The sequence below is a fragment of the Gordonia lacunae genome (assembly GCF_002149015.1).
GTDB lineage: Bacteria > Actinomycetota > Actinomycetes > Mycobacteriales > Mycobacteriaceae > Gordonia > Gordonia lacunae.
This window is the reverse complement of sequence record NZ_NGFO01000008.1, coordinates 169491-196408: the sequence shown is the minus strand read 5'-3', so window position 1 is coordinate 196408 and position 26918 is coordinate 169491. Positions and strand designations below refer to the sequence as shown.

Here is a 26918-nt window from a genome sequence, read left to right as displayed (position 1 = left end):
GGGGCACCGGGTCCGGGGGTGAGGGGGGACGCGGTCACTGAATCGATCCTACGCTTGCAGAAGTGGGTGTTTCGGACTGTGTGGTGGCGGGCACCGGGGTGGCGGTGACGTCGACACCGGGGGCGTCGAGCGCGGACAGCACGGCGTCGACGGTGTCGTCGAGCACCGAGTCCACCGAGATCGGCCGGTGCAGTTCGCGGGCGAGAGAGGTCACTCCGGCGTCGGCGATCCCGCAGGGGACGATCGCCTCGAACGCCGACATGTCGGGGTCCACGTTGAGCGCGAAGCCGTGCAACGCCACCCCCCGTGCAACACGGATGCCGATCTGGCCGAGTTTGCGTTCCCCGGCGTCGTCGGTGATCCACACGCCCGACCGGCCGTCGACGCGCCCGGTCGTGACGCCGAGCCCGGCGCAGACCGAGATCAGCGCCGCCTCGAGGCGACGCACGTACTCGACGACGTCCAGCGGTTCGGCGAGTTTCACGATCGGATAGCCGACGAGCTGACCCGGGCCATGCCAGGTGATCCGGCCGCCGCGGTCGACGTCGACCACCGGTGCGCCGTTCGTGGGCCGGTCGGCGTCCTCGGTGCGTTTGCCCGCGGTGTAGACGGAGGGGTGTTCCAGGAGCAGCAGCACGTCGTGGTCGAGGACGCCGTCCGCGCGGTCGGTGGCCAGGCCGTGCTGCATGTCGTAGGCCGACTGGTAGTCGAGGACGCCGAGCCGGCGGATCTCGACCGGTTCGGTACTCGCGCGGATCGGACGATCAGTCATGGCGGGAGGAACCGGTGGCGTAGGCCAGGGCCTCGTCGACACCGGGATGGGTGAAGGTGAATCCGTGATCGGTCAGCACCTCAGGTGCAACGCGCTGACTGAACAGAATCATTTCCTCGGCCATCTCGCCGCCGACTCGGCGGGCCGCGAAAGCGGGGACCTGCAGCACGGTCGGGCGGTGTACCGCACGGCCGAGCGCGGATGCGAACTCGCCGAACGGAACGGCGCCCGGCGCGCTCAGATTCACCGGTCCCGACACGTCGGACTCGAGGAGGAACTCGATGGCACGCACCTCGTCGATGAGGCTGATCCACGAGAAGTACTGCTTCCCGTCGCCGATGGGCCCGCCGAGTCCGAGCTTGAACAGCGGACGAAGTTTCCCGAGCAGACCGCCCTGCGCACTGAGCACCGGGGCCGTCCGAAGTAGGACCAGACGAGTATCCGCACCGACGTTGGTCCGGGCGGCGGTCTCCCAGTCGACGACCAGATTCGCGAGAAAACCCTCTCCCGGCCCGTCGGTCTCGACCGCGGGACGGCTGCCGGTGTCGCCGTAGAACCCGGACGCGCTGGCGCTCACGAACGTGGGGATGCCCAGGTCACGAACGGCCTCGGCGAGGACCTCGGTCGGGGTGACCCGGGAGTCCCGCAGTTCCTGCTTGAACCGGCCGGTCCATCGACCGTTGCCGACACCGACGCCACCGAGCGACACCACCGCCTCGACGCCCTCGAGGCTCTCGGGCGGGACGCCGATGGTCTCGGGATCCCAACTGAACTCGTCATCGGCGCGTGCCTCGCGGCGGACCAGACGTGTGACCGTGTGGCCCGCCGCGCGCAGCGAGTTGACCAGGGCGTTGCCGATGAGCCCCTGTGAACCGGCGACGGCGATGCGCATTGTGTGTCCTCGGTGCCGTCTGAAGGAGATCCGGCCTAGAGGCCCAGGTCCGCAGCGAAGGCGGCCTCTTCGAGACGCTTCTTCACCGTGGTGAGGAAGCGGCCGGCGTCGGCGCCGTCGATCAGACGGTGATCGTAGGTGAGCGGCAGGTAGGACATCGAGCGCACCGCGATCGACTCCGAGCCATCCTCACCGGTGATGACGACCGGACGCTTGACGATGGCTCCGGTACCGAGCATCGCGGCCTGCGGCGGGACCAGGATCGGGGTGTCGAAGAGCGCACCCTGGCTGCCGATGTTGGTGATGGTGAACGTGCCGCCGGCGAGCTCGTCGGGCTTGAGCCCGTTGGAGCGTGCCCGCGCCGCGATGTCGGCGATGGCGCGGGCCAGACCGGCGATCGACAGGTCGTCGGCATTGTGGATGACCGGCGACAGCAGACCCTGCGGGGTGTCGACGGCGATGCCGAGATGCACCTTGTCGTAGTAGGTGATCTCCTTCTTGTCCTCGTCGATCGACGCATTGACGTTGGGATGCGCCTTGAGCGCCTCCACGACGGCCTTCGCGATGAACGGCAGGAACGTCAGGTTGACACCCTCGGACGCCTTGAAGCTCTCCTTCGCCGCCTTGCGTAGTCCGGCGATGCGGGTCATGTCGACCTCGAAGACCTGCGTGAGCTGTGCGCTCTGCTGCAGTGACTCGCGGGTCTTCTTCGCGGTGATCTGACGGATCCGGTTGATCTTCTGCGTGGTCCCGCGCAGCTCGGCGAGCTCGGGCCGGATCTCGGGCGAGCCCGACGACGCGGCCGGTGCCGACGATGCCGCGGGCTTGGCGGCGGGCGCGGCCTCCGGCGCCCGCGCCTTGGCCTCCTCGGCCGCGGCGAGCACGTCCTGCTTGCGGATGCGGCCACCGACACCGGTGCCCTTGATCGCGTTCAGGTCGATGTTGTTCTCTGCGGCCAACTTGCGCACCAGCGGCGTCACGTACGGGGTCGACTCGACGGTCGGCGGATCCGACTTCTCCGCGGCCTGCGCCTTGGGCTCGGTGGCCTTCGAGTCCTTGGCCTCGGGCTGCGGCTTCTGCTCTTCCTCAGGGGCAGGCGCCTGCTCGGGCTCCGGCTCCGGCGCGGATTCCTGCTCGGGCTCGGGCTCCGGTTCGGGTTCGGGTTCCGGTTCGGGTTCCTTCTTGGACGGAGCCGCCGAGGCATCACCGATGACGGCGAGCTTGCCGCCGACCTCGATCACGTCGTCTTCCTGCGCGAGGATCTCGAGCAGGGTGCCGGCGACCGGGGAGGGGATCTCGGTGTCGACCTTGTCGGTGGAGACCTCGAGGAGTGGTTCGTCGGCGGCCACCTCGTCGCCGACGGACTTCAGCCAGTTGGTGACCGTGCCCTCGGTGACCGACTCGCCGAGTTCGGGCATGAGCACGTCGGTGCCCTCGGCGGAGCCGGAACCGGTGTCGGCCGTGGGCTTCTCGGCAGGAGCGTCCTCGTCGGTGGAGGGCTCCTCGGCCGCCTGCTCGGGTTCGGGCTCGGGGGCCGCCTCGGTGGGCTCGTCGCCGCCGGCGGAATCCGAGCCGGAGTCGTCGGAACCGGAGTCGTCGGATCCGGCCTCGTCGGCGTCACCGATCAGCGCGAGGTCGCCGCCGACCTCGACGACGTCGTCCTCCTGCGCGATGATCTTGGTCAGTACACCCGCAGTGGGCGCCGGGATCTCGGTGTCGACCTTGTCGGTCGACACCTCGAGCAATGGCTCGTCGGCCTCGACGGTGTCGCCCTCCTCCTTCAGCCACCGGGTGACTGTCCCCTCGGTGACACTTTCACCAAGGGCGGGCATCTGGACGGAGAAGGCCATCGTTGTGAACTCCTGAACTCGACGTGGTGGTCTGTAGGTGATGCCCAATGGTGTGTGCGCCGTGGGCACGGGGTCGGGGGCGGTGCGACGACCGCGCAGATGAGTGGCGGATCAGCCGCTCATCCCCGCGGCCAACCCTACCCGCACGGTGCGCCGCCGACTCGGTTCGGCTCGTACTCGTCGGTAACGATTCTCATCGGGCCGGTGCGCGGGTGTCGGCGGCTGTCGGTCAGCCGTTCGCGGCGATGTCCTCGAGCACCGCGGCGATGGTCCGGACGGGCACGCCCGTACCGCCTTTCGTGGTGTAACCCCACGGGCCGCCGGTGTTGAAGGCGGGTCCGGCGATGTCGATGTGGGCCCATTGCACGTCCTCCGGCACGAACTCCTTGAGGAAGATCCCGGCGGCGAGCATCCCGCCCCATCGGTGCGGGGTCACATTCGCCAGGTCGGCGACGCGGGACTTCAGGTCGGCACGGAGTTCGGCGGGCAGCGGCATGGCCCAGGCGTTCTCGCCGACATCGGCCGACCGGGCGGCGACGCGGTCGCGGAACTCGTCGGTGCCCATCACCCCGGGAGTGCGGGTGCCGAGCGCCACCATCTGCGCGCCGGTCAGCGTCGCGGTGTCGATGAGGTAGTCGGGATCGTCCTCGCAGGCCCGCACGATCGCGTCGGCGAGGATGAGGCGACCCTCGGCGTCGGTGTTGAGGACCTCGACGGTGCGTCCGCCGTACTGCGTCAGCACGTCACCGGGGCGCTGCGCGGTCGCCGACGGCATGTTCTCGGCCATCGGCACGGTCGCCGTGACCGTGACGTCGACGTCGAGGCGCGCGGCGAGGATCGTCGCCGCGATCACGGCGGCGGCGCCACCCATGTCCGAGGTCATGGCGTCCATGTTCGCGGCGGGCTTGATGGAGATGCCGCCGGTGTCGAAGGTGATGCCCTTGCCGACGAGCGCGACCTTCGTGGGCGACTTCTTCGCGGTGTGGGTCAGTCGGACGAGGCGCGGCAGGCGCGAGGAACCCTTGCCGACGCCGATGATCCCGCCGTAACCCTGCGCCTCGAGCTGCTTGTCGTCGAGGATCTCGACCTTGAGCCCGGCCTTGCTCCCGAGCGTGCGGGCGCGGGCCGCGAACTCCTCGGGATAGAGGTGACTCGGCGGGGTGTTGACGAAGTCACGGGCGATGGCGACGGAGTCGGCGACCGCGACCGCCCGCTCCAGGACGGCCTTGGCCTCCTTGGACTTCGACTCGACGAGCAGCGTGAAGCGTTGCGGCGGAGTCTTCTTCGGCTTCGACTTGGCCGAGCGGAACTCGTCGAACCGGTACGCGCCGAGGAACAGGCCCTCGGCGGCGGCCTGGAGATCGATCGCGGAGAGCGTGGTGGCCACCGATTCGTGCCCGTCGAGCTCGCGGGCGACGATCCCCGCGGCCTGCCGGACCTGATCGGCGTCGTCGAGGTTGTCGGCGTCGCCGAGGCCCACGGCGACGACGACCCCCACCGGCAATGACTCGGGGGCCGCGGTCCGGGTGACCTCGCCGTGCGAGCCGGTGGCTCCGAGCGCGGTGAGAGCGCCACTGATGGCGGCGGCCTGGGCGTCGTCGAGGATGCCGTCGCCGATGGCGAGGGTCGGCTCGGCACCGGGGCCGTCGGCGTCGTCGTCCGGTGACGACGTGCTGATCAGGCCGATGACCAGGACGGAATCATCCTTGCCGATCGAGGTGGACAGTTCGAGTTCGGGGCCGCGTGCGCGGTCGACGGTGTCGTTCTTGCTCACCCGCTCAACTCTGCCACAGCGGCGCCGCGGCGGGGCTGCCATGAACGCCGATCCCGCCGACGTGACGCGACGGGTGCGCCCGGCGGCGCGGGCCGCCCGATAGCGTGGACGCCATGAGTGAACTCCTCGCCGGGCCGATCGCCGACCGTCATGCCGCACTGGGGGCCACCTTCGCCGAGTTCGGCGGCTGGAACATGCCGGTGTCCTATTCGGGCACCGTCGCCGAGCACGCCGCGGTGCGCGAGAACGTGGGCATCTTCGACGTCAGCCACCTCGGCAAGGCGCTGGTGTCGGGGGCGGGGGCAGCGGCGTTCGTCAACTCGACGCTCACCAACGACCTCGGCAAGATCGTTCCCGGCAAGGCGCAGTACACGTTGTGCTGCAATGAATCCGGTGGAGTCGTCGACGACCTGATCGCCTACCTCGTCGGTGCCGACGAGGTCTTCCTGGTGCCCAACGCGGCGAACACCGCGGATGTCGTGGCCCGACTGCAAGCGGTTGCGCCGGAAGGCATCTCGATCACCGACCACCATCGCGACCTGGCCGTCCTGGCGGTGCAGGGGCCGGGGTCCCCCGACATCCTCACCGGGCTCGGGCTCCCCGCCGACATGGAGTACATGGCCTTCGCCGATGCCGATCTGCCGACGGCGGGTGGGACGGCTCGCGTGCGGGTCTGCCGGACCGGATACACCGGTGAACGCGGGTACGAGATCGTGCCGCGCTGGGACGACGCCGGGGCGGTCTTCGACGTGCTGCTGGAGGCCATCACCGCGGCCGGCGGGTTGCCCGCCGGCCTGGGCGCGCGGGACACCCTGCGCACCGAGATGGGTTACGCCCTGCACGGACACGAGCTCGGTCCGTACATCTCGCCGGTGCAGGCGCGGTCGAGCTGGGCGGTCGGTTGGGACAAGCCGTCGTTCTTCGGTCGCGACGCTCTGCTGGCCGAGAAGGAGGCCGGCCCGGCGCGTCGTCTGTACGGGTTGCGGGCGACCGGGCGCGGGGTGCCGCGCGCCGGCTGCGCGGTTCGTCCGGCGGGCGACTCCTCGAGCGGAGAGCAGATCGGGACCTGCACGTCGGGTACGTTCTCGCCCACGCTCAAGCAGGGCATCGCGCTCGCACTGCTGGACACGGCGTCGGGGGTGCGGAAGGGCGACGAGGTCGTGGTCGACGTCCGCGGTCGCGACCTGGTGTGCGAGGTCGTGATCCCGCCGTTCGTGCCGTCACACGTGTGACCTGCGGGCACTCGCACGCGGCCCCGTCGGGGGTCGGGGGTGACCCCACCGGGCGCGGAAATGCTTTTGTGGCCGACGGTACGATGGCGCCATGACCTTGGAGTTCAACCGTACCGAGCACCCGCATCCGGTGTCTGAGGGCCGGCGCGCGGAGATCCTGTCCGCCCCGGGATTCGGGCGCCACTTCACCGACAACATGGTGATGATCGACTACGACGCCGAGGTGGGTTGGCACAGCGCCACGGTGAAGCCGTACGGTCCGATCGCGCTGGACCCGGCGGCCACGGTCCTGCACTACGGCCAAGAGGTGTTCGAGGGGCTCAAGGCCTATCGTCAGCCGGACGGTTCGATCGCCGCGTTCCGGCCCGAGGCCAACGCGGCCCGGCTGCAGCGCAGTGCCGAACGACTCGCGATGCCGGCACTGCCGGTCGAGGATTTCCTGGCGTCCCTCAAGGCGCTGCTGGACGCGGACAACGAGTGGGTCCCCGCCGCCGGCGGCGAGGAGTCGCTCTATCTCCGCCCGTTCATGTTCGCCTCGCAGGCGAGCCTCGGCGTGAACGCCCCGTCCACGAAGTACATCTACTCGGTCATCGCGTCGCCGGCCGGCGCCTACTTCGCCGGCGGCATCAAGCCGGTGAGCGTCTGGCTCTCCACCGAGTACGTTCGCGCGGCACCGGGCGGCACCGGATTCGCCAAGTGCGGTGGCAACTACGCCGCCGCGTTCCTCGCACAGCGGCAGGCGACCGAGCAGGGATGCGACCAGGTTGTCTGGCTCGATGCGATCGAGCGTCGCTTCATCGAGGAGATGGGCGGCATGAACCTGTTCTTCGTGTTCGGCTCCGGTGCCGACGCCCGCCTGGTCACCCCCGAACTGTCGGGATCGCTGCTGCCGGGGATCACCCGCTCGTCGCTGCTGACGCTGGCCACCGACGCCGGCTTCGAGGTCGAGGAACGCAAGATCACCACCGAGGAGCTGCGCAAGGGCGTGGCGTCGGGCGACATCACCGAGGTGTTCGCCTGCGGCACCGCCGCCGTCATCACCCCGGTCGGCCGCGTCAAGGGTGAGGGCGAGGACTACACCATCAACAACGGGGAGACCGGCGAGGTCACGCAGGCGTTGCGCGACACCCTCACCGGCATCCAGCGCGGGACGTTCGCCGACACCCACGGCTGGATGACCGAGCTCTACCGCCGCTGAGCGGCGCCGCGGTCACAGCAACAGGCCGACGACGCCGAGCGCGACCCCGAGTTCGATGGTCGCGCCCAGCACGTCGCCGGTCATCCCGCCCATCCGCCGCGCGCAGTGGCGGGTGAACCACCACGCGACGACCGCGACGCCGAGCACGACCGCGACTCCCTGGACGACGGCGGCCACCTCGAGATGGCCGCCGTCGAATCCGTTCGCGGACAGTCCGAGCGGGATGGTCGCGACGAGCGCGAGAAGCAGCCACACCGCGATGGATGTGTGCTGGGTGCCCCCGACCAGCGCGCCGAAGCCGTTGCGGTGGGCCGGTTCCAGCGACCGCCGGGTGCCGATGACCGCGCCGATCCGGCCGAATCCGATGGCGAACGCGAGGTCGTACCACCGCCCCTCGTCGGCGAGTGCGGCGAACCCGGTCGACTGCACCGCGAGTACCAAGACCAGCGTCGCCACGCCGAACGGCCCGACGGTGCCGCTGCGCATCACCTCGGTGACACGCTCGGGTGGCCCGTAACACCCCAGTCCGTCGGCGGTGTCGGCAAGTCCGTCGAGGTGCATGCCCCGGGTGAGTGCGGCGAGCAGGACGACGACGAGGACCCCGATCAGCAGCGTCGAGAGTCCGGTGTGCGAGAGCCCGAAGGCCACGATCGCCGACACGGCACCCAGTACCGCGCCCACCACCGGGACCGCCGCCATCACCGCGGCCCCCAGCGACCGATCCGGCGCGGCCGACGAATTGTGGCCACCGACGGGCGCGACCGTCAGCCAACTGAACGCGGTACGGAGCGCCCGGGTCGGCGGAATCATGGCGGATCCGTTCGGCGTCAGGAGGTCTCGGCGTCGGCTGTGGTCGCCCCGGCTGTAGTGTTCGCATCTGGGGCGCTCTTGTCGGTCACCCCGGCCTCGCCGAAGGTGGCCATGGACACGAGCAGGTCGGCGGCCGATTGCACGATCGGCAGAGCCAGGACGGCGCCACTGCCCTCGCCGAGCCGCATCGAGAGGTCGAGAACCGGAACCAGATCGAGGTGCTCGAGCGCGATCTGGTGGGCGGGTTCGACCGACCGGTGACCGGCGATCCACCAGCGCATGGCCCCCGGGGCGAGCTCGTTGGCCACCATCGCGGCGGCGGTGATCACCACGCCGTCGAGGATGACCGGCGTCCGGCGCACGGCCGCCTGGGCGAGAAAGCCGACGGTGGCGGCCAGGTCGGCTCCGCCGACGGCGGCGAGCAACGCGAGCGGGTCGTGGATCACCTTGCGGGCGCGCCGCATACCGTCGCGGATCGCGGCGGTCTTGCGCATCCACCCGGCATCGTCGACACCGGTTCCCCGGCCGACGATCTCGACCGGTTCGCGCCGCGTCAGCGCGCCGACGAGGACGGTTGCCGGCGTGGTGTTGCCGATACCCATCTCACCGGCGATCAGCAGATCGGTGCCCGAATCGACGAGGTCGTCGGCGATGGCGCGGCCGGCGGCCAGTGCTTCGCGCGCCTCGGCGAGTGTGAGCGCATCGGTGGTGCGGAGGTCGTCGCTGCTGCGCCGGACTTTGTACCTCGACAGCTCCGGAGCGGTGTCGGCGTCGACGGACATGTCGACGACCTTCACCGTCGCACCGACGCGCCCCGCCATGACGTTCACCGCCGCGCCGCCCGCGGAGATGTTGGCGACCATCTGCGCGGTCACCTCGGGCGGGAACGCCGACACCCCGCCGCGGGCGACGCCGTGGTCACCGGCGAAGACGACGACGGTGGGGGAGGTGAGCGGCGCGGGCGGGCACTGACCCTGGCAGGCGGCGATCCAGACGCCGATCTCCTCGACGCGGCCCAGCGACCCCGGTGGCTTGGTGAGTGTCGCGTGCCGCCTGCGCGCGTCCTGGGCGATCGCCTCGTCCGGCGGGGTGATCGGCGCGAACACCTCGGCGTCGGTGGGGTCGGGCCGGGGACCCGCGGAGAACCCGACGGCCGCAACGGGTTCGGGTGCGGAGATGTCGGTCGTCGTGATCGCGATCGACGGCGTCAGCGTGGGCCCGTCGTGATCCGAGGTCGTCGCCGTTGGCAGCTGGGTGTCCGACGCCGGAGTCGCACTGCCTGTTGTCGACCGGGTGAGCATCGGCCCCGGCGCGGCAGGAAGGTTCAGGACCCGCCCGGCGACGACGAGATCGACGCGCTCGCACACCTGCGCCACCCGGGCGTTGAGGGTTCCGAGCAGGTCCTGGAAGACCCGGCCGGCGGGGGTGGGGGGTACGAGCGACAGTCCGGCTTCGGGGCTGATGAGCACCACGTCGGCGGTCATGGCACCCAACGCGTCGCAGAGATCGTCGATCGGGCCGTCGAGGTCGATCTCCGACCCCGAGGTCCAGCCGTGGACGGCATCGATCTGTGCGGTGAGCCAGTTGCCCAGATCGTCGACGAGGGCCGGGATGTCGGGTGCGGCGCGCAGGGCGTGCCCGAGATCGGTCGTCTCGATCGTGGTGTACCGGTCGTCGCGGCGTTCGCGATGTATCCGCACGCGGTCCATCCAGTCCCCGTCGGAGGACGTGAGCGGGCCGGTGGCCAGGTACCGGATCTGGCGGTGCTCGCCGAGCAAGGACTCGCCGTGCGCGGACTTACCCGAGCGCACGCCGCCGAGGACGAGGGTGCGCACTGCGCGATCGGTCATCGATCAGACTTCGTCGCCCGGGGAGACCATCGGCTTGGGGGCGCGCATCTTGCGCAGCTGCATCGCGCGGGTGAACGCGTACCAGCCCAGCTTGAAGCCCCCGTCGCTGGACTCGGGGAAACGTTCGGCGACGCGCCGGTTGACCATGCGGCCGAGGATGACACCGTCGAGGGCCATCAAGACGACGAAGGCGACCAGGATCAGGTTCGTCAGCGCGGCGGCCTGCGGCACCAGGAACATCAGCACGATCAGCAGGATGGCGAACGGCATGAACAACCCGGCGAAGTTACGCCGGGCGTCGACGATGTCGCGGGTGTAGCGCCGCGAGGCACCCTTGTCGCGCGGCATCAGGTAGGCCTCGTCGCCGGCCATCATCCGTTCCCGCTGCTGGAGTCGCTTCTCGCGTCGCTCGGTGGAGAGAGCGCGCTTCTCCTCCTTGGAGAGCGTCGACTTGAGCTCCTTCTTGCGGGCGCGAGCCTCGGAGCGGTTCGTCGGGGGCGGCGCGACCGGACCGCGCCGCCGGTTCTCGGCCTGTCGACGAGACGGCGTCGGGCGGCCCTTGCCCGGGGTGTACTTGCTGCCCTTGGCGGAGGGCGCGACGTCGGTGCCGGACTCGTCGTCGGCGGTGTAGGTGGAGACCGAGCTGTCGCCGGAATCCGCCTGGGTGTCGTCCTTCTTCCATGGCAGCTTCACGCCTGTAGAGCCTAGGTGATCGGTGTTGCGAGACAAACGCGCGGTCGTCGCTTTTCGGTGGTCGTCGGCCGGCGTCGGGGGAGACGGTGGGGCGTCGGTGGTCCCGGCGTCGTCCCGAGCGAAGTGCCCGACTTCACCGCGGCGCCCGGCGTCGCACTGCCGGGAACCCGCCGGCTACCTATACTCCGTGCTCATGACCGGGAACGATGCGACGCGCGGGGCGGCTCCCCCGGGACCGGCGAGAGGGTCCCGGTGCGGATCCTGATCGCGCCGGACTCGTTCGGCGACACGATGTCCGCGGTGGTCGCCGCGCAGGCGATCGCCCGCGGGTGGAGCGCCGCACGGCCGGAGGACGAACTGGTCGTGGCCCCGCAATCGGACGGCGGACCGGGCTTCGTCGACGTCCTGGCGTCGCGATTCGGGACCGTGATCACCGAATCGGTGTCCGGTCCACTCGGCGCGGGCGTGACCGCGCGGTGGCTTCTCGACGAGCCGTCGACCGCCTACATCGAATGCGCGCAGGCGTGCGGTCTGCACCAGCTGGGCGGTACGCCCACGCCGCGCACGGCGATGACGGCCGACACCCGGGGCGTCGGAGAACTCGTCGCGGCGGCCCTGGCGCGCGGGGCGGGCCGGATCGTGGTCGGGCTCGGCGGCAGCGCGACGACCGACGGTGGCAGAGGACTGCTGGAGGCCCTGGGCGGCGGCGATCGCGCCCGCGAACGACTCCGCGGCGTGGAACTGGTCGCGGCGTCCGACGTGGCGAACCCACTCGTGGGGCCGCTGGGCGCGGCGGCGGTGTTCGGTCCGCAGAAGGGCGCCGATCCGGACACCGTCACCCTGCTCGAGGGGCGGCTCGCCGACTGGTCGCGCGTCCTGGGCGAGCTCGCCGGCCGGGACATCGCGCACGAGCCGGGTGCCGGCGCCGCGGGTGGTCTGGGCGCGGCGCTGCTCGCGCTCGGTGGTACCCGCGTGTCGGGTGCCGGCGTCGTCGCCGAGGTGACCGGTCTGGCCGCCGAGGTCGCCGGGGCCGACGTCGTCGTCACCGGGGAAGGCAAGTTCGACACGCAGACACTGCAGGGCAAGGTCGTCTCCGCGTTGCACTCCGCAGCCTCGTCGGTCGGCGCCCGCGGTGCCGGCGCCGCCACGATCGTCCTAGCGGGACAGGTCGCGCTGAGACCCGACGAGATCGCCGCGGCCGGTGTGGCGGCGGCGCACGCGATCGTCGACATCGCCGGCTCGGTCGAGGTCGCGATGGGAGACGCGGAGAACCAGCTCGTCGCCCTCGCCGAGTCGGTGGCGTCCGGCCTCGGCGACGCGCACCGCTGACCCCGAGGGCGAGGCGGGCCGAGAACCCGGCCGGACCTCGTGGAAACGCCCGTCCGACTGGACGGGAATACCACGGGAAGGAGTACGGTTGTACGCACGGGCACAACCGGTCGACCTCCCGGCGAGCGGGGTGAATCCCGAACGACCGTGCGGGGCGCGCAACCCACCACGACGTCATCGGGCCACATTGCACCGGGACCACACCACTTACAGGAGCATCCATGACCGTGCAGAACGAAACGAGCACAGCCACGAGCACCGGCGTCGTCCTCAGCGACGCTGCCGCGTCCAAGGCCAAGGCGCTGCTCGACCAAGAGGGCCGCGACGACCTCGCGCTGCGTATCGCCGTCCAGCCGGGTGGTTGTGCCGGCCTGCGGTACCAGCTCTTCTTCGACGATCGCACCCTCGACGGCGACATCACCACCGACTTCGGTGGCGTCACGCTCGCCGTCGACCGGATGAGCGCCCCCTACGTGCAGGGAGCGACCATCGACTTCGTCGACACCATCGAGAAGCAGGGTTTCACCATCGACAACCCGAACGCCACCGGCAGCTGCGCCTGCGGCGACTCGTTCAACTGACACGACGGCACTCGTCTGACGCTTTCCGGCACCGGCCGCATCCCATGGGGGTGCGGCCGGTGTCGTGTGCCGGGGAGTGAGTAGCGTGGACACCTGTCTGTGTCATCACCTACCCGGGTCGTCACCCATCTGGGTCAGCACCCGGCGGTCACCACCTGCTGGACGCAATCTGTCGGGCAACCACATGAAGGGCTGAGATCTCCAGTGGCAATCGTTGTGTGCGGGTCCATCGCAACCGATCATCTGATGAAGTTCCCGGGCAAGTTCTCCGAGCAGCTGCTCGGTGACCACCTCGAGCACATCTCCCTCAGCTTCCTGGTGGAGGACCTCGTCGTCCGGCGCGGCGGTGTCGGCGGCAACATCTGCTACGCGATGGGCCAGCTCGGCGGCGCCCCGGTCCTGGTCGGGGCCGTCGGGTCCGACTTCACCGAGTATCGCCGATGGCTCGAGTCCAACGGCGTCGACTGCCGCGGTGTGCACGTGTCGGAGTCGCATCACACCGCGCGCTTCATGTGCACGACCGACGAGACGATGGCCCAGCTGGCCACGTTCTACGCCGGTGCGATGAGCGAGAGCCGCGACATCGCCCTCGCCGAGGTCATCGCCGAGGTGGGTACGCCCGAGCTCGTCCTCATCGGTGCCGACGACCCGGCCGGGATGATCCGGCACACCGAGGAGTGCCGGTCCGCGGGAATCCCGTTCGCCGCGGACCCGTCACAGCAGCTGGCCCGCCTCGACGGCGAGCAGACGCGCACTCTCATCGACGGTGCCGCCTACCTCTTCACCAACGAATACGAGTGGGGCCTCCTGCGTCAGAAGGCCGGGTTGTCCGAGGCGCAGGTCGCCGAGATGGTCGGCGTCCGCGTCACGACACTCGGCAAGGACGGCGTCGAGATCGTCGACCGCGACGGCACCCGCATCCACGTGTCCGTCGTGCCGGAGACGGCGAAGGTCGACCCGACCGGCGTCGGCGACGGATTCCGGGCCGGGTTCCTGTCCGCGCTGTCCAAGGGACTCGGTTTCGAGCGGGCCGCGCAGGTGGGTTCGATGGTCGCGGTGCTCGTGCTCGAGACCGTCTCGACACAGGACTGGGCCTGGGATTCGGATTCGGCTCTCGCTCGGATCGAAGGCGCATACGGCGCCGAGGCCGCTGCGGAGATCACTGCCGCATTCGCCGGCTGAGTCCGGTCCGCCCGGGGTGGTGACGCGTCTGACGTTGCCACCCCCGCCCCCGCGTGAGACGTTGGAACGGAGTCCCGATCGAGGGCTCCCGGACGAGGGGTGCTGTACCCGGTGTGCGACAAGACGGCCCGTGGGAGGCGTCATGTCGTGGTTGATCCTGGTCGTGTCCGGTGTCCTGGAAGCCGTGTGGGCGACCGCGCTGGGCAAGTCGGACGGTTTCAGCAAGCTGGGTCCGACGGCGGTGTTCGTCGTGGCTCTCATCGCCAGCATGGCCGGATTGGCGGTGGCGATGCGCGACCTGCCGGTCGGCACCGCCTACGCGGTGTGGGTCGGCATCGGTGCGGTCCTGACCATCGTCTACGCGATGGCCACCGGTGAGCAGGCGGTCTCCGCGCTCAAGGTGTTCTTCCTGCTGATGATCGTCGGCGGGGTCATCGGCCTCAAGCTCGCGCACTGAGTCCGCCGGACCGACAACCGCCCCGGAATCGCGTCCGCCGTGGGAAGTCGGCGACACGTCGTCGCCGACTCCGCAGTGGCGGCCGCTTCGGGGGCGGTTGTTGTTGTCGGACAGGGAGTCCCGGACTAGACCCGCACCGGGTAGGTGTGGTCGACGATCTCCGGGACGATGGTGCCCTCGACGAAGATGCCGTGCCAGACCATGAACATCAGGACGGTCCAGAGCCGACGGCTGTTGTCCACCACGCCTTCTCGATGCTCGTTGAGCATCGCGATCACCGCGTCCTTGGCGAAGATGTGATCGGTCTGGGAGTGCGTGATGGTCTCGTGTGCCCAGTCGAACATCTCGGTGCCGGCCAGCCAGTGCCGGATCGGGACCGGGAAGCCGAGCTTCTTGCGATGCAGGACGTGCGCCGGGACGATCTGCTCCAGTGCCTTGCGCAACGCGTATTTCGTCGTCCCGTGGGCGATCTTCTCGTCGTGGGGGAGGCACTCGGCGATCGCGAAGACCTCCGGGTCGAGGAACGGCACCCGCAACTCGAGGGAGTTGGCCATCGTGATCTTGTCCGCCTTGACGAGGATGTCGCCGCGCAGCCAGGTGAACAGATCCAGATGCTGCATGCGGGCCACCGGATCCCACCCCTCGCTCATCGCGTAGATCGGGGCGGTGACGTCGGTGTGGGTCCATTCGGGGCGGTAGTCGCGCAGGACCGCGCGTAGCCGTGCGTCGTCGAAGCTGCGGGCGTTGCCGTAGTAGCGCTCCTCGAGCGTGAGCGAGCCGCGGTGCAGGAGGCTCTTGCCACGCGTTCCCTCGGGGATCCGGTCCGAGACCTTGCCTGCGGCCCGGCGCAGCGCCCGTGGCAGCCGGTCGAACGCGGCCAGGGACAGCGGTTCCTTGTAGATCGTGTAACCACCGAACAACTCGTCGGCACCCTCGCCGGAGAGCACCACCTTGACGTGCTTGCGTGCCTCGGCGGCCACGAAGTACAGCGGGACGAGCGCGGGGTCGGCGACCGGGTCGTCGAGATACCAGACGATCGAGGGGATCGCCTCGATGAACTCCGATGGTCCGACGACCTTCACCACGTGCCGCGCGCCGATCGCCTCCGCGGACTCGGCGGCGACGTCGATCTCCGAGTATCCCTCGCGTTCGAAGCCGGTGGTGAAGGTGATGAGGTCGGGGTTGTGCCGGATCGCGAGCGCGGCGATCGCCGTCGAGTCGATACCGCCGGAGAGGAACGACCCGACCGTCACGTCGGCCCGCATGTGCTTGGCGACGGAGTCGGCGAGGACGTCGGCGATCTCGTCGTAGCGCTTCTGCCGGGTGGCCTCGGTGACCGGGCGGACACCGAATTGCGGGGTGAAATAGCGGCGGATCGACAGGGGACTGCCCGGTGTCGCGGTCGCGTGGCAGCCCGACTCCAGACGCCGGATCGAGGCGTGGATGGTCTCGGGCTCCGGGACGTACTGCAGCACCGTGTAGTGCTCGATCGCGCGGGGATCGAGTTCGGTCGACAACCCGACGCGTTCGATCAGTTCGAGCAGGCTCTTCTTCTCGCTGCCGAAGACGAGCCCGCCGGGGCCCGACGCCACGAACAGAGGCTTGATGCCGAAGGGGTCACGGGCGAGGAAGAGCGACCGGTTCTCGGTGTCCCAGATGGCGAACGCGAACATGCCGCGCAGCCGCCGGACCGCGTCGGGTCCCCAGTGATGGAAGGCCGCGACGATCGCCTCGCTGTCGCCCTCGGTGCGGAACAGCGTGCCCTCGTCCTTGGCGAGTTCGGCGCGGATCTCGAGGTAGTTGTAGATCTCCCCGTTGAACACCAGCGCATAGCGATCGGGATTCTCCGGCGGACCCCAGCGCAGGGGCTGGTGCGAGTGCTCGATGTCGATGATCGAGAGCCGGTTGAAGCCGAACACGATGTCATCGTCGTGCCAGGTGCCGGGTTCGTCGGGTCCGCGATGCCGCATGCAGTGCGAGGCCACCGCCACCGGTTCGACGACCTCGGCGGCCGTTCCGTCGGATGTCAGCAGGCCGAGCAGACCACACACGTCTCGTTCTCTCCATTCGGTTGCCAGTCCACGCACAGGTTCCGACGCTGCGCCGGACCGCGTCCGAGTATGCCTGAAGCCGCCCGCGGAGTTCCGACGCGGCGGGGTCGGGCGACGCCCGCGAGCGGGTCGTCGTCAACGGGCCGCCGACATGGCCACGGAGCGGAAACCGAGGGGACACGACCGGATCGCGCCCCGATTCCGACAGCTTCCGCGGGTTGGTCTACGCTGCGTAGTACTAGGTGCAAGAATTGCTGTGTGTCCACGGCAAGACCTTGCCCCGTGCAGGTCATGTGGCATGCACTCACCTCGGCGCGAGGGCGCCGGTGAGCGAGCAGGAAGGCGTGAAATTGGCACACGGTGGACGGCCCCGAGCGAGGCGTGTCTCATCAGCGTCGCGGACGATGAAGCGACTGGCATTCGTCGCCACTCTCGGCCTCGGCGCACTGCTGATGTCGGGTTGCGACGCCAGTGCGGCGATGCGTTTCGGTTGGCCTGAGGGCGTCACGCCCGACGGCAAAGAGATGGTCGATCTGTGGACCTGGTCGGTCATCGCAGCGCTGGTCATGGGCATTCTGGTGTGGGCGTTGATCTTCTGGACGATCACGTTCCACCGCGCGAACGACGCCAAGAAGGGCGTGTTCCCGCGTCAGACCGCGTACAACGTGCCGCTCGAGCTGACCTACACGGCGATCCCGTTCGTCATCATCGCGGTGCTCTTCTACTTCACGGTGATCGTGCAGAACAACGTCGAGAGCAAGAACGACGACTCCAAGGTCGTGGTCGACGTGACCGCGTTCCAGTGGAACTGGAAGTTCGGCTACAACCAGGTCGAGTTCTCCGACGGCACCACCTACAACGGCTTCGAGCAGAACGGCAACCCGTTCGAGGTCCAGGCCCAGACCGGTAGCGGCGCGGAGACCGAGCACGCCGGCAGCGACGAGGGTGGCGAGCACGGCGAGCTCCCCGGTCCGGCCGGTGGTCGTGACGACGACATCCGCGACTACCTGAAGTTCGACAAGATCGAGACCGTCGGCTCGTCGTCGGAGATCCCCGTCCTGGTCCTGCCGACCGGTAAGCGGATCGAGTTCAACATCGCCTCGGCCGACGTCATCCACTCGTTCTGGGTGCCGGAGTTCCTGTTCAAGCGCGACGTGTTCCCGTTCCCGGAGCAGAACGCGACCGACCCGGTCTTCCAGATCAAGTCGATCGACCGGACCGGCGCCTTCGTCGGCCGCTGTGCGGAGATGTGCGGCACGTACCACTCGATGATGAACTTCGAGGTCCGCGCGGTCGCCCCGGAGGACTTCGACAGCTACATCCGATTCCGTGAGGCGAACCCGGGTGCCACGAACGCCGAGGCTCTCGCGGCCATCTGCCAGGCCCCGGAGTCGGTCACCACGGTGCCGTTCGACACCCGCCGCGCCACCGACGGAACCGTCGGCGCGACCGGTGACCCGGACAACCCGACCCTCGCCAACTGCACCAAGAAAGTGAGCTGACGATGAAGATCGAGGCACGCCTCTTCGAGATGCTGACCGCCTTCTTCTTTCTGACGGGCGTCGCGTACACCCTGTTCACCGCTTTCACCAGCAAGGGCATCGAGTGGGTCGGCGTCGTCGGCCTGTTCTTCGCGGCGGGCCTGACGCTCATCGCGGGCACCTTCTTCCGGTTCGTCGCGCGACGCGTCGAGATCCGTCCGGAGGACTACGAGGACGCCGAGATCGAAGACGGCGCCGGCGAGCTGGGCTTCTTCAGCCCGCACTCGTGGTGGCCGATTCTGATCGCGCTCGGCGCCTCGACCTTCGCGGTCGGCTTCGCCACCGGCAACTTCTGGCTGTCGATCTTCGCGGCGGTGGTCATCATGGGTACGGCCGCCGGTCTCGTCTTCGAGTACCACGTCGGTCCCGAGAAGCACTGAGTCGCCGCCGCACCCGCGGTCGACGAATTCAATCCATACGAAGCGCCCCACCGGATTCCGGTGGGGCGCTTCGTGTCGGTGGCGTCGCCCCGCGCTCGGGCGGAACGCTGGGATCGCGGCTCAGGGCCACCTGGGGGCGACGGGCCGGAACACCTTGAGGGCGCGGTAGTCGACCCGGAAGTCGGCGTGGGAGTACGAATCCTCGACCTCGCCGTCGTGCGACACCGCGACGGGGCCGTCGACCGCGGTGAACCGGAACTCGGGCACCTGCATCTCGTGGTAGAGGCGAGAGCGTTCGAGACGTCCGACGGCCAGCGAGCCGAGTAGCCGCAGGGTCGCCCAGCGATGGCTGGTCTCGAGGATGCGCACGTCGAGAAGTCCGTCGTCGAGTCGGACACGGCGGGACGGCAGGAACCCGGTGGGTTGGTAGATCGAGTTGCCGACGAGGAAGAGGGATGCGTCGAGCACACGCCCCTCCACCTCGATGCGCACGTGCGGATCCTTGCGGAGGACGTGTAGTACGGCGGCCGCGGTCGCGAGAGGTCGGCTGATCCGTCGCTGCAGACGCCGACGGACCCGGACGAAGTCGGGGTGCGCACCGATGCTCGCCGTGTTCAGGATCAGTCGGGAATCGTTGAGCCACACCGCATCGACCCGGGACGCCGACCCCGAGCGGATGGCCTCGATGGTGGCGTCCACCGTGCCGCAACCGATGTCGCGGGCGAAGTGGTTGAAGGTGCCCGCGGGGAACACCGCGAGGGGGATGTCGGCGGCGAGTGCGGGCCCGGCGGCGCACGCCACGGTGCCGTCGCCACCGGCCACCCCGAGGATCTTCGCGCGGGTCGCGACGTCGGCGAAAACGGCTGCCATGTCGTCGGTCTCGTCGAGTTCGATGATCTCGGCGGCGGGTAGCCGACCACGGATCTCCTCGAGGACCCGGCGCCCACGGCCGTCCGCGGAGCCCGGGTTCACGACGACGACCAGACCTGCCCCGTCGGGGTTGCGGTCCGCATCGACGACCGACGGAGCGGCCAGGGACAGCGACGGTTCGGTGATCGGTGGTACGACGCGTGCGCCGATGGTCGCGATCGCGGCGCCGATGCCGAGCCCCGCGACCACATCACCGGGGTAGTGGGCCCCGGTCGCCACCCGGGACAGCCCGACGAGCCCGGCCAGTGCGGACAGCAGCAGCCCCGCCGGCGGATTCTCGACGGCGACACCGACGGCGAAGGCGGCGGCGCTGGCCGAGTGACCCGAGGGCAGGGAGTTCGATGTCGGGCGCCGACGGCCGCGCCGTGGCACCGGGATGAGCCCGTGGGCCGGACGTGAGCGGCGTCGTACCCGTTTGGCGCCCTGATTGGTCACCAGGCTCGTCACGGCGAGCGAGACGATGCCGCGCGCGGCACCGCGCTGCAGGGAGGGACGTCCGGACACGGCGAGCCCGGCTGCGATGGCCATCCACAGCTTGGAATGGTCGGCCGCCCGGGTGAGTGCAGGCATCGTCACGTCGAGCAGCGGGCTCGGGGAACGGGCGATCGAATCGTAAATCTCGGCGTCGAGAGTGCCCATCCCACGGGTGATCTGGGACAGACCGGAACTTCGGGGAGGTAGCCGGTGCATGGGGTCCACCGTGCCACATCGACGAGCGCTGCCGGGCGCTGACGCGGGGGAGGGGAGTGGTTGGACCCGGAAACGCACCGCGGGCCGTCGTGCACCTGATGGTGCTCGACGGCCCGCGGTGGGTCGTGCGTGGAACTCCTCGTGTGAGGCTACTCGCCGAAGGGGTTGCCGCCCTTGGCCTGTAGCTCGCGGAGAGCCTTGCGTTCGCCTGCCTCGATCTCGTGCTCGAGCTCGACGTTGCGCAGCTGCTCCTCCAGCGGATCGGCCGTCAGGATCGAACCGGTACCCGGTGCGCCCGCGGAACCGAGCTTGTTCATCCGCTTCGGCAGTGCCGCGCCCTCGTAGGGGAGCGGGATCGGGTGACCGTGGCTGTCGACCGGGCCGAGCGGCTGGTGGACCTCGATGTACTCACCCTGCGGGAGCCGCTTGATGATGCCGGTCTCGATGCCGTGCGCGAGAACCTCGCGGTCGCTGCGCTGCAACGAGAGCGCCCAACGGTAGGTGATGAAGTACACCAGCGGCGGGAGGATGATCAGGCCGATGCGTCCGATCCAGGTCGTCGCGTTCAGCGAGATGTGGAACTTGAACGCGATGATGTCGTTCATACACGCGATGGTGAGCAGGATGTAGAAGGACACCGCCATGGCGCCGATCGCGGTCCGCACCGGTGCATCACGCGGACGCTGCAGCAGGTTGTGGTGCGCATCGTCGCCGGTGAGCTTCTTCTCGATCCACGGGTAGGCGAACATCAGGCCGAAGATGATCGTCATGATCAGCACGACCCAGTTCGACATCGGCACCGTGTAGTTGCCCAGGTAGAGCTCCCACGCCGGGAACAGACGTATCAGACCGTCGGTCCACATCATGTAGATGTCCGGCTGTGAACCCGCGGACACCTGCGCCGGGTTGTACGGACCGATGTTCCAGACCGGGTTGATCTGGAAGATGCCCGACATGATCGCGAGCACGCCGGTGACGAAGGCGAACATCGCGCCGGCCTTGGCAGCGAAGACCGGCATGATCCGGACACCGACGACGTTCTTCTCGGTGCGGCCGGGGCCGGGGAACTGCGTGTGCTTCTGGTACCAGACGAGCGCGAGGTGCGCGCCGATCAGCGCCAGGATGATCCCCGGGAAGAGCAGGATGTGCAGCACGTAGAGGCGCGGGATGATGATGACGCCGGGGAAGTCGCCGCCGAACAGCGCCCAGTGAATCCAGGTGCCGACGACCGGGATGCCCAGGACGATGCCACTCATCGCGGCGCGGACGCCGGTGCCCGAGAGCAGGTCGTCGGGAAGCGAGTAGCCGAAGAAGCCCTCGAACATCGCCAGGATCAGCAGGAGGCAGCCGATGATCCAGTTGGCCTCGCGCGGACGACGGAACGCACCGGTGAAGAAGATGCGCAGCATGTGCACGATGATCGACGCCGCGAACAGCAGCGCTGCCCAGTGGTGGATCTGACGGACGAACAGACCGCCGCGCACCTCGAACGAGATGTTCAGCGTGGTCTCGTACGCCTTGGTCATCATCACGCCGTTGAGCGGCTGGTAGGCACCGTCGTAGACCACGCGCGTCATCGACGGGTCGAAGAACAGCGACAGGTAGACGCCGGACACCAGCAGGATGATGAAGCTGTACAGCGCGATCTCACCCAGCATGAACGACCAGTGGGTGGGGAACACCTTGTTGATCTGGCGACGCATTCCCGCCGCCAGGTGATACCGCGAGTCGACTTCCTCGGCTTGAGTGCCGAGACGTTCGGCGATGCTCATGACTTACGCTCCCAGAATGCCGGTCCGACGGGCTCGATGAAGTCGCCTGCGGCAACGAGGTAGCCCTCGTTGTTCACCGTGATCGGCAGCTGTGCCAGGGCACGGGCGGCCGGTCCGAAGATGGGCTTGGCGTACTCGAGCGCGTTGAACTGCGACTGATGGCAGGGACACAGGATCCGGTTGCTCCGCTGCTCGTAGAGCGAGGCGGGGCAGCCGAGGTGGCTGCACACCTTGGTGTAGGCGAAGTAGTCACCGTAGTTGAAGCTCTCCTGGCCCTTGCGCTTGATGGCACGGGCCGCGTCCTCGGGACGCAGTCGGATGAGCATGACGGGGTTGCGGACCTGGTGCAGGCCCTCCTCCAGCAGGTGGCGGGAGTGCTCGGACTCGCCGAACCCGTCCGAACGACGCCACGGGAACACGGTCTCCATGCCGCCGGCGTCGAGATCTTCCGGCCGGACCAGGGCGACCTGGAACGGATTGCCGGTGTCGCGCCGCAGGTAGATGGTCTCGTTGGGCGCTTCCGGCGGGTTGTAGATCGGTGACCAGCCCGAGTGCCACAGCGGCGAGTCGGCACCCTCGGCCCACGGGTTCTTGATGAAACCGCCGAGGAAGGCGACGAGTCCGGTGAGCGCGAACGCACCGAGACCGAATCCGGCCGAGCCGATGATCATCTTCCGACGACCCAGGGTCGAGGTGGTGCCGGTGTCCTGCAGCAGGCCGACGATCGTCTTCTTGTCGACCTCGGCCGAACCACCGTCGTGACGGTCCTGGACCGAGATCTCGGCGGGGATGAACTTCTTGGTGATCAGGATCATCGCGACACCGATGGCGAACACCGACAGACCGAACGTCACGCCCAGGAGCGGCGTGTTGAACGTGTACCACCAGTAGTTCGGGTCATCGGGGAGCGCGAACTCCCAGTGGTTGAACAGGAAGATGCCGAGGCAGGCCAGGGCGGAGACGCCGGCGATGGTGAACCAGATGGCCACCTGACGCTCGGCGCGCTTCTCGACCTTGGTGCCGGGGACCGTGTACCGCTCGGACCGGTGGATGATCTCGACGCCGTCGAGATTGGTACCGAGTTTGACGAGTTCGTCGGTGCTCATCTGATCGAGTTCGTCCCGCGAGGGGACATCCTTGTCGTTCGCGCTCATGCTCGAGATCCCATCCACATGGCGCCAGCGACGATGGCGATGACGCCGACGAACCACATGACCATGCCTTCACTGACCGGGCCGAAACCGCCGAGTCCGAGTCCACCGCTGGGCTTGGCCTCGGTCGCGTACTTGACGTAGGCGATCACGTCCCTTTTCTCTTCCGGATCCAGCTGGCGGTTCGAGAACTTGGGCATGTTCTGCGGACCGGTCAGCATCGCGGTGTAGATCTGGGCCTCGTTGACACCGTCGAGGTTCGGCGCGAACTTGCCCGAGGACAGTGCGCCGCCGCGTCCGGTGAAGTTGTGGCAGGAGGCGCAGTTCAGGCGGAACAGCTCGCTGCCCCGGCCGATGCTGTCACCCCGGAGGGAGTCCTGCGCGACCGAGCCGTCGGCGTTGCGCGGGACCCGCGGTCCGCCGCCCTCGGCCTGGATGAAGGCGCCGAGCTGGTCGATCTGCTCGGTGGTGAACTTCGCGGGCTTGCGCTGGGCCTGGGCCTCGCCACGGGCCGCGGGCATACGTCCGGTCGAGACCTGGAAGTACACGGCGGCGTCACCGACGCCCAGCAGGGCGGGGCCGCGGTCGGGCACACCCTGGAGGTTGGCGCCGTGGCAGGTGATGCACGAGGTCTCGTAGAGCTTCTGACCGTCGTCGATCATCGCGGCGTTGCTCTCGTCGGCGACCGCGACCTGGGGGTCGGGGGTCAGGACCGAGGCGAGGACGCCTGCCATGACGAGACCGGCCAGCAGCACGATGGTGCCGGTGGCGCGCCGACGGAGCTTGCGTCGTGTCTTGGCGCGGCGGCCGGCGTCGCGTGCAGAGGAGCGTCGGGCCGAGGCATCGGGTCCGACCTCGGTGCCGCTATCCGACGGATGCGGTGGAGATGAACTCATCTGTGACTCTCTACTAAGCGGGACGGGCTGTTGTTCTAGAGCGAGGTCGCCGGTGTCACCGGATGAAGTAGATCGTGACGAAGAGTCCGATCCACACGATGTCGACGAAGTGCCAGTAGTAAGAGACAACGATTGCGGCGGTTGCCTGCGCCGGAGTGAACTTCGACAGCTTGGTCCGGATGAGTAGGTAGACGAACGCGATCAGACCACCGATGACGTGGAGGCCGTGGAAGCCGGTCGTCATGTAGAAGACCGAGCCATAGGCGTCTGACGCGAGGGTCGTGCCGTGCTCGACCAGGTGGTAGTACTCGTACGCCTGACCGCAGACGAAGAACGTGCCCATTGCCAGGGTGATGACGTACCAGCGGCGGAGGCCGAAGACGTCGCCGCGTTCGGCAGCGAAGACGCCCATCTGGCAGGTCACCGAGGAGAGGATCAGCACCGTCGTCACCGGGATGGCGAGGGCGAGATTCAGCTCGGTCGGCGGCGGCGGCCAGCCGACCGCCGAGTTGGCACGGGCGACGAAATACATCGCGAAGAGGCCAGCGAAGAACATGAGCTCACTGGACAGCCACACGATCGTGCCGACGCTGACCATGTTGGGCCGGTTCAGCGAGTGCACGCGCGAGGTGATGGCTGTTCCTGAGGTACCTACAGCGCTTGTCACAAGTGAAGTATGACGGTTCGTAGTAAGCGGTGGCCACCCGGGTCGGAAATTGCCTCCGAGTAATTCTCCCGGTGCAGGTCCGGGCCGGTATCGGGTGGCCGTCGGCGTGTCCTGGAGGCGGGTGACGCGGGCCTGGCTGGCTACCGTGTGTTCATGTCGAGTTCGGCGTCACCCGGCCCCCGCGATCTCAACGGCCGTGTCGTCGAGCAGGGCCGCCTGGCGCGGCTCCGCTCGCGCCTGCGGCCCAGCGCCGCGGCGGGGCCACTCACACTGGACGAACGGGTGGAGGTGGTCGCGGGTTCCGACGACGATGCGCTCGCGAGTTCGGTCGCCCTCGACGCCTCGTCATGGCGAGCGGCCGAGGAGGTCATCCTGCGCCACCATGTCGAGGTGCCGCCCGAGCGGCGGGCCGAGGCGGCGGCGGTGGCCGCGCTCGACGGTTACGAGTCGGTCGACGACGAGCGCTGGGGACCGTGTCCGCCGGCGCGCGACGAGGGACTCGTGGTCCTCGTCCTGGCGCGGGTCCAGTTGCTCGACGCGATGCATCTGTCACAGGAACGATCCCGCATGGCCAGCCTCGGCTCCCGGCACGGCGGATTCGCGCGCGAGTGGGCCGTGCTCCAGCGTCCGCCCGGATGAACAGCCACCGGTGGTGTGTCTCGGAATCGGGCGACTGGTCTCCGGCGTTCGATCGGCGACCGGCTTCGTCGTCGGTCGAGACGGCGCTGCCATCCCTCCCCCCTCCGCCTTCCCAGGTCACCGATCGCTCCACCGGATACCGGCCACCTGATTCCGAGACACACCACTAGGCTCTGTCCTCGTGAGCACCGCACAATCCGACTTCAGCTGGCCGCAGATCCTCGGCAAGATCATCGATCGCCTCGACCTCAGTGCCGACGAGGCCGCGTGGGCGATGAACGAGATCATGACCGACAGTGCGACCGGCGCTCAGATCGCCGCTTTCGGCGTCGGCGTGAAGATGAAGGGTGCGGCACCGGCAGAGCTCCTCGGACTGTCCCGGGCGATGCTCGATCACGCGACGCTCGTGGACGTCAGCCGTCCGGCAGTGGACGTGGTCGGTACCGGCGGTGACCGGTCGCACACCGTGAACATCTCGACGATGACGTCGATCGTCATCGCCGCCTCGGGCGTCGCGGTGGTGAAGCACGGCAACCGCGCGGCGTCGTCGAAGAGCGGCGGTGCCGACGTACTCGAGGCGCTGGGCGTGAACATCTCCCTCGACGCCGCGGCGGTTGCACGATGCGTCGACGAACTGGGGATCGGGTTCTGTTTCGCGCCCGTGTTCCATCCCGCGTTCCGCTTCACCGGTCCGCCGCGCAAGGAGATCGGCATCCCGACCGTCTTCAACGTGCTGGGGCCGCTGACCAACCCGGCGACGCCGTCCCGCGGGCTGATCGGCTGCGCTTTCGCCGACCTCGCCCCGGTCCTGGCGCGGGCCTTCGCCGAGCGCGGCGGCTCCGCCCTGGTGGTCCGCGGTGACGACGGTCTCGACGAACTGACGACCACCACCACGTCGACGGTGTGGCAGGTCGTCGCCGGGCAGGTGAACGAACTGAGCGTCGATCCGACCGACCTGGGGATAGCGCGTGTGGAGCTGTCGTCGCTGCAGGGCGGCGACGCGACGGTCAACGCGGCTATCGCCCGCGAACTGCTGGCCGGGACCACCGGCCCGGTCCGCGACGCGGTGCTGCTGAACTCCGCCGGGGCCATCGTCGCGTTCGAGCAGGAGGCGCCGATGACGTCGGCCGAACTGACCGACGCGCTCGGCGTGGCGAAGGCCCGCGCGGCCGAGGCCATCGACAACGGCGCGGCCGCGGATCTGCTGCAGCGGTGGGCCGAGCTCAGCGGACAGCTCGCGGCACCCGCCTGACAGGCACCGCGCCGGGTGCCCTCGACACCCGAGTTGCTCGGGCGTCAGCTCTCGCCGATGGAGAAACCGCCCTCGACGTCGGAGCTGGAGTAGCTGCGGAACGCGATGTGCGTGGCGCTCTTGAGCACGCCGGGCAGCCGATTGATCTCGCCGGTGACCACCGTCGCGATCTGCTCGTGGTCGCGCACCCGGATCTTCGCGATCAGGTCGACGTCGCCCGCGCACGAGTACACCTCTTCGACCCCGGGGATGTCGGCGACGGCCTGCGCCGTCTCCGGGATGCGGTGGATGTCGGCCTGGATGAGGACGATGGCAGTGATCATGCCGCC

General features: G+C 69.0%; 24 protein-coding genes and 1 riboswitch. Of the genes, 10 read left to right on the top strand and 14 right to left on the bottom strand.

The window, feature by feature from the left end:
• Positions 1-34 precede the first annotated feature (34 nt).
• The 4 genes from lipB to CA982_RS09440 form a co-directional block, all read right to left on the bottom strand.
• Positions 35-772 (bottom strand): lipoyl(octanoyl) transferase LipB, encoded by a 738-nt coding sequence (gene lipB, locus CA982_RS09455; RefSeq protein WP_086535067.1) that lies wholly within the window; start codon positions 770-772, stop codon positions 35-37.
• On the bottom strand, positions 765-1664 hold the full coding sequence (locus CA982_RS09450) for a TIGR01777 family oxidoreductase (protein ID WP_086535066.1): 900 nt from the start codon (positions 1662-1664) through the stop codon (positions 765-767). The genes lipB and CA982_RS09450 overlap by 8 nt, the downstream gene beginning before the upstream one ends.
• Positions 1665-1699: 35 nt before the next feature.
• On the bottom strand, positions 1700-3514 hold the full coding sequence (sucB, locus tag CA982_RS09445; RefSeq protein ID WP_086535065.1) for a 2-oxoglutarate dehydrogenase, E2 component, dihydrolipoamide succinyltransferase: 1815 nt from the start codon (positions 3512-3514) through the stop codon (positions 1700-1702).
• Between the two features lie 229 nt (positions 3515-3743).
• Positions 3744-5288: a leucyl aminopeptidase gene (locus CA982_RS09440; RefSeq protein ID WP_086535064.1), complete on the bottom strand. Its 1545-nt coding sequence runs from the start codon at positions 5286-5288 to the stop codon at positions 3744-3746.
• 113 nt (positions 5289-5401) lie between these two features.
• Here CA982_RS09440 and gcvT point away from each other — a divergent pair, with 113 nt between their 5' ends.
• Together gcvT and CA982_RS09430 are read left to right on the top strand one after the other, a co-directional pair.
• Positions 5402-6520, top strand: a complete 1119-nt coding sequence (gene gcvT / locus CA982_RS09435; RefSeq protein ID WP_086535089.1) for a glycine cleavage system aminomethyltransferase GcvT — start codon at positions 5402-5404, stop codon at positions 6518-6520.
• Positions 6521-6611: 91 nt separating this feature from the next.
• The gene (locus CA982_RS09430; protein ID WP_086535063.1) at positions 6612-7718 is read left to right on the top strand and encodes a branched-chain amino acid aminotransferase; all 1107 of its coding nucleotides are present in this window, start codon (positions 6612-6614) and stop codon (positions 7716-7718) included.
• A 12-nt stretch (positions 7719-7730) separates the two neighbouring features.
• Here CA982_RS09430 and CA982_RS09425 read toward each other — a convergent pair whose 3' ends face one another.
• The 3 genes from CA982_RS09425 to CA982_RS09415 are packed head-to-tail and all read right to left on the bottom strand — an operon-like array spanning position 7731 to position 11071.
• Complete coding sequence (locus CA982_RS09425) at positions 7731-8528, bottom strand: adenosylcobinamide-GDP ribazoletransferase (protein ID WP_086535062.1); 798 nt, start codon at positions 8526-8528, stop codon at positions 7731-7733.
• A gap of 17 nt (positions 8529-8545) precedes the next feature.
• Positions 8546-10378 (bottom strand): nicotinate-nucleotide--dimethylbenzimidazole phosphoribosyltransferase, encoded by a 1833-nt coding sequence (gene cobT / locus CA982_RS09420; protein ID WP_086535061.1) that lies wholly within the window; start codon positions 10376-10378, stop codon positions 8546-8548.
• 3 nt (positions 10379-10381) lie between these two features.
• Complete coding sequence (locus CA982_RS09415) at positions 10382-11071, bottom strand: DUF3043 domain-containing protein (RefSeq protein ID WP_086535060.1); 690 nt, start codon at positions 11069-11071, stop codon at positions 10382-10384.
• A 252-nt stretch (positions 11072-11323) separates the two neighbouring features.
• Between CA982_RS09415 and CA982_RS09410 the strand changes: the two genes are divergently transcribed.
• The 4 genes from CA982_RS09410 to CA982_RS09395 all read left to right on the top strand — a co-directional run bounded on the left by CA982_RS09410 (position 11324) and on the right by CA982_RS09395 (position 14620).
• Positions 11324-12400 (top strand): glycerate kinase family protein, encoded by a 1077-nt coding sequence (locus CA982_RS09410; RefSeq protein WP_086535059.1) that lies wholly within the window; start codon positions 11324-11326, stop codon positions 12398-12400.
• 221 nt (positions 12401-12621) lie between these two features.
• On the top strand, positions 12622-12981 hold the full coding sequence (locus CA982_RS09405) for a HesB/IscA family protein (RefSeq protein WP_004022921.1): 360 nt from the start codon (positions 12622-12624) through the stop codon (positions 12979-12981).
• 204 nt (positions 12982-13185) lie between these two features.
• Positions 13186-14163, top strand: coding sequence for a carbohydrate kinase family protein (locus CA982_RS09400; protein ID WP_208617918.1), 978 nt, complete (start codon positions 13186-13188; stop codon positions 14161-14163).
• 66 nt (positions 14164-14229) lie between these two features.
• A riboswitch (guanidine-III (ykkC-III) riboswitch) is annotated at positions 14230-14296 on the top strand.
• Between the two features lie 9 nt (positions 14297-14305).
• Positions 14306-14620 (top strand): DMT family transporter, encoded by a 315-nt coding sequence (locus CA982_RS09395; RefSeq protein WP_086535087.1) that lies wholly within the window; start codon positions 14306-14308, stop codon positions 14618-14620.
• A gap of 125 nt (positions 14621-14745) precedes the next feature.
• Here CA982_RS09395 and asnB read toward each other — a convergent pair whose 3' ends face one another.
• Positions 14746-16671, bottom strand: a complete 1926-nt coding sequence (gene asnB / locus CA982_RS09390; protein ID WP_086535058.1) for an asparagine synthase (glutamine-hydrolyzing) — start codon at positions 16669-16671, stop codon at positions 14746-14748.
• 404 nt (positions 16672-17075) lie between these two features.
• Between asnB and ctaC the strand changes: the two genes are divergently transcribed.
• Entirely contained in the window at positions 17076-18173 is a 1098-nt protein-coding gene (gene ctaC / locus CA982_RS09385) for an aa3-type cytochrome oxidase subunit II (protein ID WP_086535057.1), read from the top strand.
• Between the two features lie 2 nt (positions 18174-18175).
• Positions 18176-18592 carry a cytochrome c oxidase subunit 4 gene (locus CA982_RS09380; RefSeq protein ID WP_004022916.1) on the top strand — a complete coding sequence of 139 codons (417 nt, stop codon included), beginning with the start codon at positions 18176-18178 and terminating at the stop codon, positions 18590-18592.
• A gap of 120 nt (positions 18593-18712) precedes the next feature.
• Here the strand turns inward: CA982_RS09380 and CA982_RS09375 are convergent, their stop codons facing one another.
• From CA982_RS09375 to ctaE, 5 genes are all read right to left on the bottom strand, one after another.
• On the bottom strand, positions 18713-20161 hold the full coding sequence (locus tag CA982_RS09375; RefSeq protein ID WP_086535056.1) for a bifunctional phosphatase PAP2/diacylglycerol kinase family protein: 1449 nt from the start codon (positions 20159-20161) through the stop codon (positions 18713-18715).
• A gap of 200 nt (positions 20162-20361) precedes the next feature.
• The gene (qcrB, locus tag CA982_RS09370; protein ID WP_004022914.1) at positions 20362-21984 is read right to left on the bottom strand and encodes a cytochrome bc1 complex cytochrome b subunit; all 1623 of its coding nucleotides are present in this window, start codon (positions 21982-21984) and stop codon (positions 20362-20364) included.
• Complete coding sequence (qcrA, locus tag CA982_RS09365) at positions 21981-23138, bottom strand: cytochrome bc1 complex Rieske iron-sulfur subunit (protein ID WP_086535055.1); 1158 nt, start codon at positions 23136-23138, stop codon at positions 21981-21983. The genes qcrB and qcrA overlap by 4 nt, the downstream gene beginning before the upstream one ends.
• Positions 23135-24031, bottom strand: coding sequence for a cytochrome bc1 complex diheme cytochrome c subunit (gene qcrC / locus CA982_RS09360; RefSeq protein ID WP_086535054.1), 897 nt, complete (start codon positions 24029-24031; stop codon positions 23135-23137). Before qcrC ends, qcrA begins: the two co-directional genes overlap by 4 nt.
• Before the next feature lie 55 nt (positions 24032-24086).
• On the bottom strand, positions 24087-24698 hold the full coding sequence (gene ctaE / locus CA982_RS09355; protein WP_081487040.1) for an aa3-type cytochrome oxidase subunit III: 612 nt from the start codon (positions 24696-24698) through the stop codon (positions 24087-24089).
• A gap of 153 nt (positions 24699-24851) precedes the next feature.
• Here ctaE and CA982_RS09350 point away from each other — a divergent pair, with 153 nt between their 5' ends.
• Together CA982_RS09350 and trpD are read left to right on the top strand one after the other, a co-directional pair.
• Positions 24852-25337, top strand: coding sequence for a hypothetical protein (locus tag CA982_RS09350; protein ID WP_086535086.1), 486 nt, complete (start codon positions 24852-24854; stop codon positions 25335-25337).
• Between the two features lie 181 nt (positions 25338-25518).
• Complete coding sequence (trpD, locus tag CA982_RS09345; RefSeq protein ID WP_086535053.1) at positions 25519-26589, top strand: anthranilate phosphoribosyltransferase; 1071 nt, start codon at positions 25519-25521, stop codon at positions 26587-26589.
• Positions 26590-26633: 44 nt separating this feature from the next.
• On the opposite strand, the gene CA982_RS09340 is transcribed toward trpD, so the two are convergent.
• On the bottom strand, positions 26634-26912 hold the full coding sequence (locus tag CA982_RS09340) for an Lrp/AsnC family transcriptional regulator (RefSeq protein WP_086535052.1): 279 nt from the start codon (positions 26910-26912) through the stop codon (positions 26634-26636).
• Positions 26913-26918 lie beyond the last annotated feature (6 nt).